The organism is Salipaludibacillus aurantiacus (assembly GCF_900111295.1).
Lineage (GTDB): Bacteria > Bacillota > Bacilli > Bacillales > Salisediminibacteriaceae > Salipaludibacillus > Salipaludibacillus aurantiacus.
This window is the reverse complement of sequence record NZ_FOGT01000016.1, coordinates 24,879-36,972: the sequence shown is the minus strand read 5'-3', so window position 1 is coordinate 36,972 and position 12,094 is coordinate 24,879. Positions and strand designations below refer to the sequence as shown.

The following is a 12,094-nucleotide window of genomic DNA, read 5'->3' as shown; positions in this document are numbered from 1 at the left end:
CCTCTCTAATTACAGGGAAAAAAGCTTCTATAAGAGCCAGTCATTTTCAAATAAATAAACAGGGTCCAAGTCAATGAACACGTATTGTTCTTTCCCTATTGGGTATGAATACGTACGAATCAGTTCATTGGTTTCAATATCCCGGTATTTATCTGATAACATCCCTGTTTTTCGATGTTTCATTTGCATAATCTGTGAAAGAAAATAAGTACGCCAGCTCCAGTTTTTCCCCCGGGCACTTTCCTCAGAAACCCATTGAGTTTTCCCGGTTTTTACCCAGTTGGCACTTTTCTGGTACCCGTAACTATCACACACGTATGCCCGAAAAGAAGCTTCATCAGCAGCTTTTGCAATAAACTCAACAAGCTGGTCAACCGAGCTGATTTTCTCTTTAACCGTCTTTTCCATTAGAGAATCCATCCAGCTGACAAATGAAAGCTGACGCTCTAACTTTTTATGGGCTAAATCAATAAACGAATGAATCTGGCTTTCCAGTTTCTTTTTTAAAGCACTTTCATCGGGAAAAATTTCGCCAGGTTCATGTAAATAAAAACCTTGCAAGTATCTTCCGCCATGCTGCCAGGCGGTCCGGAGCTGATGGGTGTTCTGTATGCCTTTAAAATGAAGCGCAGCTCCAATTTTTCTCGCAAATAAGGCCAAGGCGCTTAACACGTCCCTGTATGTAAAATGATTTGTCGATTCTTTTAAATCTGACAAGTCTATTTTAATAATATTAGGCTCAAGTTTTGAAAAGTTTTCCAGATTTGTATCATTTGTTTTAATGTCATCCAGTGTGACAGTATAGCCGCTGGCTTTCATATACAAAATCATGTGGCTGAGGTCATTGATCTCTTCCATATAATCGTTCACGCGAAACTCAAATACAACCTGATTTTTCTCCAGTCCATCCTTGTAAAACTGCTCAAAATTTTCCATCAGTTCTTCAAGACAGTGGAGCTGGGCAAGCGTATTGGGATCAATATTAAAGAAGAGACGCGGCTTTCCGGGATGGCTTATTGCAAATTTAACTGCTTGTTTATGAATCTCTTTATCTACTTCCCATTTATACTCGGCAGGAACAGACCGGTCAAGAAAAAAAGGGCCTAATGATAAACATTCACCATTTAGGTGAATGCGGCCAAGGACTTCATATCCAATAATACGATATTCTTCAGAATTTAAAACAGGCTGGTAATGAGGCACAACAGAAGAAATGTTTTCAATTACTTCTAGAGGATCCAATGACGCCTCCCCCTTTTGTTTAAATAGTCATTTAGTTATTTATTTAATTATATCATGTACAGACAACTTCCGTCAGTCATGGCTTATTTTTACGGAGCCATTTTGCTGCAGGCGTCTTCTTGGGGCGCTCGGGGTGAGTTGGATCATACAGCCAGCCTTTTTTAACCGTCAGCCAGGATAAAACCACAATTATTATTACAATGAGCCATCCATCCATGTCCTCCCTCCTCACCCACTAGTGTGGCCCCTCCGTTTTAAAATAGTACTGGACAATAAAGGATAGTGCATTTCCAGTAAATGGGGGGGTTGACCCCAATGAAGAACTGGCCCCAGCTTAAACCAGCAAAAGAAAAGCGGAAAGATCAAAAAGATCTTAACGCTTTTCTTTGTTCTGGAGAAATGTCAGAAGGTATTCCGCCTCTTCGTAAGGAAGCTTTGTGATTCCGAGTTTTTCCCCTTCTCTTCCGTAGGCTTCATGATGGAAATCAGAACCTCCTGTTTTAAACACCCGGTGCCCGAGCTTCGCTTCAGCTTTTTCAGCCAGGGCTGAAAAACGTTTGACGGCTTGTTCATCATGGTCTCGATGGTACACTTCAACTCCATCAAGTCCGTCATTGATAAACCAGTCGAGAATATGATCATCAAGATCATAGTAAATCGGATGAGCGGCAACAGCGAGGCCTCCAGCTTCATGAATCAGTTTCACAGCTTCAGACGGCGTCATTTCTTTTTCTTTAACAACGTAACACGGTTTCCCATAACCGATATAGTGGTCAAAGATGTCACTTACTTTTTCACCATACCCTTTTTTAATTAACGCTTTGGCAAGATGCGGTCTGGAATAAGTGTGGCCGGTCACTTCAGCTTTAACGTCTTCTACAGTCACCTCAAGCCCATAATCACGGCATTTTCGGACCATTCGTTCCATGCGTTCCTCTCTCATTTGCCTGTGAAAAGCGAGTGTTTCCTGAAGATGAGCACTTTCCACATCAATACCGTAACCGAGAATGTCTACACTTTGGCCTTGACTCCGTGTTGACAGTTCGATCCCGTTTATCAGCTGTATGTTTAATGACTCTGCCGACTTTTTTGCTTTTTCTACTCCTGCGGTCGTGTCATGGTCTGTGAGGGAAATAAGGCTCAAGCCTGCTTCTGCACACATTTCCATCAGCGTTTCCGCCCCGTAGCCTCCGTCAGAAGCGGTTGAATGCATGTGAAGATCTGCTTTTCCAACCATTAAGACTGCCACCAGTAATCATGGATCGTCACAGGGAGCTGACGTTTATGCTCAGTTGTTTTATACCGGCGCTCCAAATTTTCTTTAACCTTATCGGACACTTCTTTCCCCTCAAGGTAATCGTCAATTTCATCATACGTCAATCCTAACGCTTCTTCATCGGAAAGCAGCGGACGGTCATCTTCCAGATCTGCTGTTGGAACTTTCGAATATAATATCTCCGGTGCGCCCAATTCTTTAAGGATGGCTTTCCCCTGACGTTTATTTAACCCGAACAATGGGGCAACGTCACACGCCCCGTCTCCGAACTTTGTATAAAACCCGGTTACCGCTTCAGCCGCATGGTCCGTACCGGCTACCAGACATCTATAGTGGGCTGCAAGGTCATACTGCGCTTTCATCCGTTCCCTCGCTTTTGTATTGCCTTTAATAAAATCAGACATGGTTTCATTTGTGGCTTTAGTGAACTGGTCTATTGACCCGTCTACTCCAGGCTGAATGTCAACAGTGACTCGTTTATAAGGCTGAATAAAGTTCAGAGCTGTCTGGGCATCATCTTCATCCGCCTGAACGCCGTACGGAAGACGGACACCGATAAATGTATATTCTGATGTCTTTTCTTCTTTATTTAGCTCTTCCATCGCCAGCTGAATTAATTTACCAAGCAATGAAGAATCCTGGCCGCCTGAAATTCCGAGAACGTAGCCTTTCATGCCGGATTTTTTAAGATAAGCTTTTATGAAATCTATGCGTGTTCTAATCTCTTCCTGCACATCAATTTCGGGCTTTACTTTTAAAGTTGCGATCACATCCTGCTGAAAATGAAGCATATTACTCATCCCCTTTATGATAGTTTAGGCAAATTTAGTTTGTAGTACGCTGCTGATTGCCGGAGCAAAGCTTTTGTTCAAGTTGAACGAGTTTACTTTCCCGGCCTTCTTCTCTTAAAATTCTTTTCTCCCATTCTCCCATGAGATCAAAATGGGGAAACGTCTGGCGGTCGTGGATCCATTCCTCTTTCAAACCATACTTCTGGCCCCACTGTATTAATGTTTCCTTATGTGTGCAAGCCGCTTTCGTGACGGTTTTGTACTGAGGAAAACGAGGGTCGTACCAAAAATGGGTCAGAAAAGCCATCTGTCCATTTGCCGCCTTGGTTTTCCATTTCACAAGCTCCTGCCTTGTCACTCCAAATGCCATAGCTGAACTCCTTTCACAAGTCTATTAAATAATAGAATAGAGACGGATTCAAGAGACAGCGGCCGTTTTGTTAAGTAATATAACATTGTTTTCCCTTCTTGAAATCTTTTAACACGTATAATTCTGTAAAAAAACAGCCCAAAGGCACTCTGCCATGCCTTCAGGCTTTAAGTCACTTAAGTTATTCTATACGGCCTTGTTCACGGTCGCCTTTCTCATCGGCGATTTCATTTTTGAATGCTTCAATACTCTGTCCCCGGCGGTTATTTTTGGCTTTGACTGCCTGTCTGTCTTCCCGGGTTAAAGAATCATTCTCCAGCGTTTCCTCTGCCTCTCTTATATTTTCTTCAGTGTGTTCCACCATCGACTGTAAACGTTCCACGTTATTAGAACGATCATCCCTCTTAGCCATTTTCTACACCCTTCCTTGAATAGTGATTCAAGGTTAGTGTGTGCGGCTGCCGGCAAAACATTCACCAGCTCAGCCGGGTTTAACAGTTAAATTACTTTTTATTTTTCTCATAAGCCTCATGCCAGTCAGGAAATTTTTTCTTAATGGCAACAGGGCGGAATGTCCTGGCATCCACGCAAACATGCTCACTCGTCCCCTCGACGCAAAGCTCTCCCTCACTGTTCTCAATTCTGTAACCGTATGTAACCCGCAAGCCGTTATACTGCTCAATCCACGTGTTCACAGTCACATCTTCTCCGTATTTTGCCGGGTACAGATAGTTCAGGTTAATGTTTGTCACAGGCGACACAACGCCCCGTTCTTCCATATCCGCGTATTTAAAGCCCAGATCTTCAATTAATTTTGTTCTTCCAATTTCACACCATACCACATAGTTGGCGTGATAAACCACGCCCATTTGATCCGTTTCTCCATAGCGTACAGTAACTTTTGTCGTATTTGTCAGCAATTGAAAGGTCCCCTCCTTCAGTTCATAAGCGGAAAATCTTTTAATATTAATTTTGAAAGGCCGCCTTCATTATCTTCTGTATACACAAGGCGGTATGCCTGACGCTGGATGGCTTCTTCTGCCTGGTCTTTCATCGCACGGGCGTTTCCTTCCGGCGGATTTTCCTTAATTTTATTTTCTAATGCCTGACTCGTGTCTTCATCTATGTCATAGCCAAACTTATTGACATAGAAGTGCAGGATCTCGGTTAATTCAACGGGTGTATAGGAAGAAAATTCGATCGTTTTTTTGAATCTCGAAGACAGACCAGGGTTGCTTGATAAAAGCTGATCCATTTTTCCTGAATAACCAGCCAGGATAACAACCAGGTTTTCTCCGTGTTTCGTCATCTCCTCTACAAGCGTATCAACCGCTTCTCTTCCAAAATCCTGTCCGCTATGGGCTAAAAGCGAGTATGCTTCATCTATAAACAGTACGCCGCCCAATGCTTCGCGTATCTTTTTCTTTGTTTTCGCCGCCGTTTGCCCCACATATTCCGCGACAAGATCACTTCTTCCGGCAATTACCACATGGCCGCGTTTTAATAAGCCCAGTTCATGGAGGATCTGGCTGTAGATATGTGCAACAGTCGTTTTCCCAGTGCCCGGCGGCCCGCTAAATACGGCGTGAAGCTGGACAGGCACTGAAGGCAGCCCTTTCTCTTCCCGTTCTTTTTGAATTTTCACAAATGATGATAACTGCTTCACTTGCTCTTTTACATTTTTCAGGCCAACGAGATCAGTCAGTCTATCCTCTCCTGACCGCTTTTCTGCCGTTGCCTCTTCATTTTTCCGTTTAAAGGCTTCTTCGTCCAGTATAGTAAAACTTTCTTTCGTGTAGTTCTTATCCCTTGCAACTGCCGCGCCCTTTTGAAAAATAGCATCCAGAACAATATTTTTGACTGCTCTGGCATTCCCGAAATTTTCATCTACTTTTTCTTTATCAATTCTTTTTTCAAGCTCTTTTAAGGCTGATTCAGTTAATGAAAAGTCGTTATCAAGAGCTACGTACTCAGCGATTTCCATAAGCTCGTCCATAGAAAAATCAGGCAGGTGGATATGATTCGTTTCAGGAAACCGGCTTCTCAGACCAGGGTTGCTCCATAAAAAATTTCTCATTTCTTCAGGATATCCTGCAAGGATCACGGCGAATTTGCCGGCGTAATCCCCGCTTGTCATGGCAGAGACAAGCGTATCCACTGCCGTCTGGCCGTAATCGGCTGCACTTGCGCCATCCCGCTTCAGACTGTAAGCTTCATCAATAAACAGTACACCTCCGGCAGCTTCCTGTATCACTCCCATAGTTTTTTCTTCTGTCTGGCCTACGTAAGCTCCGACAAGGTGTGACCGATCGACTTCCACAACGTTTTCACGCGGCAGGACTCCCAGCTGGTGATATATCTTAGCAAGCAAACGGGCAATTGACGTTTTTCCTGTCCCTGGATTACCGGTCAGAATCATATTTAAATTTCTTTCATTTTCAAAATGATATCCTTCCCGCTGACGCTCTTTCTCGTATTCAAGATAATAATAATACGATTCTACTTTTCTTTTAACTTCTCCAATCCCAATCATTCTGTTCAATTCATCCAGCGGTGTCGTTTCAGCTGCAGAAGCCTCTTCTCTCCAGGAATCCCATTTTAAAAGCACTTTTTGCAGCTTGTTAACAGCAGCATCCATCTTTTCCTTTTTCTCTTTTGAGGAATAAATGCCGCTGATCGTTTCCCTATATGCTTTTGAGGTCTCCAGCAGCTCGTCAAAAATGGCGCCCAGGTCATTCAGCAATTGAAGGCCGGACTGAAGTTCATTTTTCTTTTGTGTATCATCGGCATGTTGAAGAGAAGGCTGGACCTTGTCCTGCCTGGCTGTTAACTCCTGGTACCAGGCTTTTGCCTGATGAACCATCATCAACAGTTTGTCAATTTTGTTCTTTTTCCCCTGGCTGTGATCTGTTTCTCTGATTTTAGGAAGATCTTCCTGAAACCACGGCTCATTCATTGAATCGAGAGCCACATCAATAATGACTTCTGCTGTATAATTAGAAGATGGTGCTTCTTCCAGCGCACTTGTCAGCCATTGGTCAATTCGCACGTCCCATTCTTTCTTACGTTCATAACGGACGGCAGCAACCATGGCTTTAAGTTCTCCGGTATATTCCCCGCACTCATTATCAGAACACTGATCCAGCAAACGAACCAGGTTGCCTTCATTTAACTGATAATAAGGCTTCTTCTTCCATTTCTCTATTATTTCTGCTAATTCCTGCTGAGATTCGACAGATTCACTCATTTCGCTCACCTCCCAGCGGACACTTTCACGCTGTCCGTTGTTTCCGATTTTGCTGAATTTCTCTTTTTTCCCTGGCCATTTCTGCGCGTTCCGACTGTTACCCCTGTCAGAACTAACAAAGCCCCGGCCATATGTACATACAGGAATGGCTCTCCTAATAATAGCATAGCTAATATAACCGCAGACAAGGGCATTAAATTGATAAAGATTGACGCTTTAGCAGCACCTATCATTTTTATACCCTGATAATACATAATAAAGCTTGCCACTGACACGATAATACTCATATGAAGAATGGAACCCCAGGTTAACAGGCTGGCGTTCTGAAGCTGTGCAGGAGCAGTGTCCATAAAAGCAAAAGGGAAAAGCATGATGGTTCCTGCACCTACAGCATAAGTGGTACTCGTAATCGCGCTGTATTTCTGGAGGGCTACTTTTCCTAACACACTGTACAACGCCCAGCACACGACGGCAAGAAGAAGAATTAGGTCAATTGGCGCCAGTCCGGCTTCTGCTAACTGGCGTACATTACCTTCAGTGATAATTATAAATGCCCCTGATAAAGCAAGAACGAGGCCAATAACATTTTTCCCCGTGATTTTTTCTTTAAGAAAAAGACCTGAAAGTACAGCTATCAAAACAGGGTTTGAAGCTATAAACAAAGAACTCTTTACGATTGGGGCATCACGGGCAGCGATAAAAAATGCAATGTTGTATAAAGCGATGCCGGTGAGGCCCAGAAGGCATACGAGAAACCATTCCTTCCCCTTTGGACGCCTCCCGCCTTTATCCATCCATAACATTAAAGGAATTAATAGCAGAGTTGCAAAGAAAAAACGAAAGAAGGCTACTGCGGACGGACTCAGATCCTGAGTCGCAAAGTTTCCGGCAATAAACGCACTTCCCCAGCTGCTTGTCGCAAATGCAAGCATGATATACACGATCCATGGTTTACGCTCCAGTAAATCAGTCTTCATACATAAACTCCTTATAAAATAATTGTTTAGTTTCTCGAAGTAATTATATCATACGCTGAACGGATGCATTTATTTCAACTTAATTAGCATTCATGTATAATAACTATGTTGCCAACAGTCTGCCAAAGGAGTCGTAACATGTACCGTAAACTTTTCATTATATTAATTAGTGCTGTTATTATAATAAGTCTTTTATTTTATCATGAATCACTTGTAAACTGGATCCGGAGCAACGAGCAGGACCACGTTATTCTTACAACTGCCATCGCTACTCTGATGTCGCTCTTCCCTGTCATCCCTTATCCGCTCGTAGGCGGAGTGATTGGTGCGGCTTACGGTCCTGTTACCGGTGCGCTCGTTATCTGGACAGGCTCAACGCTTGCCTCAATTATCTTTTTTTTAATGGTCCGTTACGGGGGCTTCCACCGCTTAGGAACAAAACTGCTTTTAAAATATACAGCTACGAAAAAACTTACTTTACTGTTTGAACGGAACGCTTTTATGTCTATTACCATTCTTAGGATGATCCCGGTCATTCCGTCCATCATTATTAACGCCTATACGGCTTTAAGCAGAGTGAAGTTTCTGTTGTACGCCATTGCTTCTGGACTCGGGAAAATTCCTTCTATGACGCTGTTTGCCTTACTTGGCCATACCATTGTAACTAACCCTGTTGAACTCTTATACATGATTGCTATCTACGGAGTATTCCTCGGTCTCGTCTATACTCTCTATAAACTGTGGTTACGAAAAGTTGAACAGCAATCAGCTGTACATTAAGTGCTATTTAGATGAAAAAATACTGGAAAAGCATTCCCGGCTTTTTAGCAGAGAATGCTTTTTTATTTATGAAATCAATTTTATAAGCCGGCTGAATCTATATATGATATATCCTGTGAGTCCGCCGAGTGTATTTAAAATAACATCATCTACATTAGCTACACGGTACGTAAATACGAATTGGTAAATTTCAATCATGACTGACATCAGCATAGCTGTAAAAACAGTCACCAGCCCAATTAACATACTGTGTGTTCCGAGAATCCTTTTTACGAGATAAGGAAACAAAATACCGAACGGTACAAACAATAAAACATTCCCGGCTAAAATCCTTAACGGACCTGTCATATCCGGACTGTATACAGCTATCCGGTAAATACTCAAAAAAGGTTCAAGATTATAGTTTCTGCCCCCAGGCCCCACCGGTCCATAAGATGATCCGTAGTTCCAGGCAAATAGCGTAATATAAAAGACACCCGCCAGATAGATAATGAAAACAGCGGCTATCAGCCAGGTGGCAGGTATGATTATCGCTTTCTTTTTTCGGTTGCTTTTCAACGGCCGCCTCCTTAATCAAAATCTCTCCATTATATTATTATGGGATGTCCAGCTGAAATTGACAAGGAATTTATTTCATAAACGGAGGTGTTGGATCAGGAAACATTTCTAAAGTAAAAAGGTCTTGCATAAAACCTGGATGATAATAATGGCTATCTTGCACTCTGGAGCATTAGGGCAGTAACTCCTAAGCAAACGGTAATCTTACCATATTCAAGCTCCGCCCCCTCCTCGAGTCCCAATAGCTGAAACATTCTCCCTCTATTTAATAAACAAAAAAGGTTTCAATTATCACATAATGATAATCAAAACCAATTTCATTTAAAGGAACATTCTGTTCATTATTTCCCCTTATCCGGTACATAATCGGGCTGTTCGGAACCTTTAGTATTCATTTTTTTACCTTTATTTAAATCACTTTTTCTTGGCTGAGTCCCTAAATGATCCGGACGGAACTGTTCAGTTACGTTTCCTTTTTTACTCACAGAGCCACCTCCTTATATGCAGAGTTAACTTCCTAAACGGTTCATATGGCGTTTGTCTATTCGTTCCTCAATAAGTTCAAGCTGCTTTGTATCTTCCATAATAGATTGCAGGTTCTTTTTATAGAGCTCTTCAAACCTCTCTTTTGACCTTTTGCCCATATTAATGGCCTCCTTTTAACTTAATTACCATCAGTATGGGCAATTATCTGACAATTTTATACTTATGATGAAGAGCCTGTTCCTTTTTCACTAAGGTAAATGGCCCCTGTTTCGTCCATAGTCATAAGAAACACATCTTTTACATTTTTGAAACCGTAATTTTCAATTTGTTTATTTACCCAGTCTATTGTAACGACTTTATCGATGTTGGCTTTAATATATCTGCCATCCTGGACAAGGACTGTCGGATACCCTTTTTCAAGTGGCTTCTGCCCCATATCATCAGGTGTTAACGCATCATAAGGCGTTTTCTTAATTACACTTATTTGCCCGTTTGATTCAAGTACCGCATAGTCCACTTCATTCAGGTCACTCGCACTGTTCAACCTTAAATCCATTAACAGTGATTCTACAGTGACCTTCGATTTAGCCATCTGGTCGTGAAGAATTCTTCCTTTTTCCACTAAAATAATTGGTTCATCTTCAATTACTCTCCGGAATCGCGGCAACTTTAAAGCTATATAAGACAAAAATAAATGGATTCCTCCAATTAAAGCGGCAGCCGATAATGGTCCTGATAATGGAAGTTCACCATCTGAAAGAGGTTCCCCGACGACATCCCCGATGATGACACCGAACAGGAAGTCGATAGGATGCATTGTCGTCATTGAACGCTGCCCTATCACTTTAATAAGCACAAAAATATAAACATATACAATCGACGCCCTGATAAGAAAACCGTAAATCGGTAAACCTTCTGCTCCTTGCCAAAAGTCAGCCATCTGTTTCACCTGCTTAATTTCATCATTTCCAATTTAGTATGGCTTTCTAAACGTTTTGTATGCAACCATACAAAATAAAAGCACTACGGCAAATAAACCGCAGTGCTCCTAATATTTCAGAGGCTATTATAATCTTTTAGCTCCCATATAAGCTTTGCTCCAGTATGGATTGCTCATATTAGAGATAGTTACTCCTGTAGAAGATCCGGAGTGGATGAACTGGTTGTTTCCAAGGTAAATACCTGCGTGAGAAGGGCCAGTTCTTGTTTCAAAAAATACGATATCACCAGTGCGCGGGCTTGAAACTGAAGTTCCAGCGCTCCACATTTGTGAGACAGTACGTGGTATACTTTGACCGTTTTGAGCAAATGCGTACTGGATGAATCCGCTGCAGTCAAAACCGCTTGGACTCGTTCCTCCCCATACATAAGAGGATCCTACTAAGCTTTTGGCTGTTGAAATAATACCGCTGGAACTGCTGTTACTTACTGTTGTTGCTGTTTGTGTTGCTGTTGATGACCCTGAAGAGCTGTTAGAAAGACCTAACGATCCAAGAGTAGCTGGTCCCGCTGTTCCATAAAAGTTTCCTGCTGGGCTGGAGATGCTGTTTGCCAGTTGGTGAGCCTTGACTGCACCAAGTGTTTGTGGACCGAATACTCCATCGACTGCTATATTTTTACCATTGTCGTTCAATGCTGATTGAAGTTGTCTTACGTCGTCTCCCCTGTCACCGATATTTAATGAAGCTTCTGATATGGAAGGTACAGCTAAAAGTGCACCTGCTAAAGTAACGCTCATGATGAATTTTTTCATTTCTTTCTCTCCCACTTTCTCATTAAGATATTTTTTATATAGTTCTATTAAGTTTTGAAAATAGTTTTTAAGTTGCGTCTAGGCTTGTCCCTTGCAACAAGATTAATACTACAACCAAAAATGTACAAATTAAACCCTTTTTTGCCAAATGTCAACGAACTTAAAAGAACCTGTAACTTAACTGAAATATTGTTCGGTATAAATGGATTATATTACCTTTTAATAATGACTAAAGACCTTCAAGTAAATACATAATATGGATTTATTTCCATGCTTCCTCTATTTCTAAGTACACAGCAACAAAAAATGTGAGGAAAATGTGAAGTTACATGACCTATTCACCCCACAATATGACAGATGGCTTAATTAATTGGTTTTGAAAGTGAAATAATAAAATCAATTTAAAAATGTCCTGGGATATTTCGCTCTTTACCTGCAAGGAAACAGTATAATCCAGAAAAAGAGCCATTAGTATTATTCATTGGCACTCTGTTAGATGCAGACTTTGTCATTGATCGGATGGTTGTTGTTTATGTAGACCTTAAGACTGGCTGTCTATCTTGCAGTGCTTCTGTCTAATTTTCTATCTGCTCAATGGTTTTAAAAAAAAAAAA

15 protein-coding genes are annotated in these 12,094 nt (G+C 41.7%); 1 reads left to right on the top strand and 14 read right to left on the bottom strand.

Annotated features, from left to right (window positions below):
- Positions 1-27 precede the first annotated feature (27 nt).
- The 9 genes from BMW59_RS16540 to BMW59_RS16505 form a co-directional block, all read right to left on the bottom strand.
- Positions 28-1,242, bottom strand: coding sequence for an EAL-associated domain-containing protein (locus tag BMW59_RS16540; RefSeq protein ID WP_093054556.1), 1,215 nt, complete (start codon positions 1,240-1,242; stop codon positions 28-30).
- Positions 1,243-1,318: 76 nt separating this feature from the next.
- Positions 1,319-1,459, bottom strand: coding sequence for a hypothetical protein (locus tag BMW59_RS21875; protein ID WP_177174398.1), 141 nt, complete (start codon positions 1,457-1,459; stop codon positions 1,319-1,321).
- A 156-nt stretch (positions 1,460-1,615) separates the two neighbouring features.
- A complete protein-coding gene (locus BMW59_RS16535; protein ID WP_093054554.1) occupies positions 1,616-2,479 on the bottom strand; it encodes a PHP domain-containing protein in 864 nt (287 codons plus the stop codon).
- Complete coding sequence (gene nadE / locus BMW59_RS16530; RefSeq protein WP_093054552.1) at positions 2,479-3,309, bottom strand: ammonia-dependent NAD(+) synthetase; 831 nt, start codon at positions 3,307-3,309, stop codon at positions 2,479-2,481. The genes BMW59_RS16535 and nadE overlap by 1 nt, the downstream gene beginning before the upstream one ends.
- 34 nt (positions 3,310-3,343) lie before the next feature.
- Positions 3,344-3,679 carry a hypothetical protein gene (locus tag BMW59_RS16525; protein ID WP_093054550.1) on the bottom strand — a complete coding sequence of 112 codons (336 nt, stop codon included), beginning with the start codon at positions 3,677-3,679 and terminating at the stop codon, positions 3,344-3,346.
- Between the two features lie 181 nt (positions 3,680-3,860).
- Positions 3,861-4,091, bottom strand: coding sequence for a small acid-soluble spore protein Tlp (tlp, locus tag BMW59_RS16520; RefSeq protein ID WP_093054548.1), 231 nt, complete (start codon positions 4,089-4,091; stop codon positions 3,861-3,863).
- Positions 4,092-4,182: 91 nt separating this feature from the next.
- Complete coding sequence (locus BMW59_RS16515; RefSeq protein WP_093054546.1) at positions 4,183-4,599, bottom strand: acyl-CoA thioesterase; 417 nt, start codon at positions 4,597-4,599, stop codon at positions 4,183-4,185.
- 17 nt (positions 4,600-4,616) lie between these two features.
- A complete protein-coding gene (locus BMW59_RS16510; RefSeq protein ID WP_093054544.1) occupies positions 4,617-6,926 on the bottom strand; it encodes an AAA family ATPase in 2,310 nt (769 codons plus the stop codon).
- 5 nt (positions 6,927-6,931) lie between these two features.
- Positions 6,932-7,903: a DMT family transporter gene (locus BMW59_RS16505; protein ID WP_245733187.1), complete on the bottom strand. Its 972-nt coding sequence runs from the start codon at positions 7,901-7,903 to the stop codon at positions 6,932-6,934.
- A gap of 138 nt (positions 7,904-8,041) precedes the next feature.
- On the opposite strand from BMW59_RS16505, the gene BMW59_RS16500 reads away from it, so the two are divergent.
- Entirely contained in the window at positions 8,042-8,683 is a 642-nt protein-coding gene (locus tag BMW59_RS16500; RefSeq protein ID WP_093054542.1) for a TVP38/TMEM64 family protein, read from the top strand.
- Between the two features lie 66 nt (positions 8,684-8,749).
- On the opposite strand, the gene BMW59_RS16495 is transcribed toward BMW59_RS16500, so the two are convergent.
- The 5 genes from BMW59_RS16495 to BMW59_RS21950 all read right to left on the bottom strand — a co-directional run bounded on the left by BMW59_RS16495 (position 8,750) and on the right by BMW59_RS21950 (position 11,465).
- Positions 8,750-9,241, bottom strand: a complete 492-nt coding sequence (locus BMW59_RS16495; RefSeq protein ID WP_245733186.1) for a VanZ family protein — start codon at positions 9,239-9,241, stop codon at positions 8,750-8,752.
- A gap of 341 nt (positions 9,242-9,582) precedes the next feature.
- Entirely contained in the window at positions 9,583-9,726 is a 144-nt protein-coding gene (locus BMW59_RS16490) for an acid-soluble spore protein N (RefSeq protein WP_093054540.1), read from the bottom strand.
- Between the two features lie 24 nt (positions 9,727-9,750).
- Positions 9,751-9,885: an FbpB family small basic protein gene (locus BMW59_RS16485; RefSeq protein WP_093054538.1), complete on the bottom strand. Its 135-nt coding sequence runs from the start codon at positions 9,883-9,885 to the stop codon at positions 9,751-9,753.
- A 62-nt stretch (positions 9,886-9,947) separates the two neighbouring features.
- Positions 9,948-10,667: a DUF421 domain-containing protein gene (locus tag BMW59_RS16480; RefSeq protein ID WP_093054536.1), complete on the bottom strand. Its 720-nt coding sequence runs from the start codon at positions 10,665-10,667 to the stop codon at positions 9,948-9,950.
- Positions 10,668-10,793: 126 nt separating this feature from the next.
- Entirely contained in the window at positions 10,794-11,465 is a 672-nt protein-coding gene (locus BMW59_RS21950) for a C40 family peptidase (RefSeq protein WP_245733185.1), read from the bottom strand.
- Positions 11,466-12,094 lie beyond the last annotated feature (629 nt).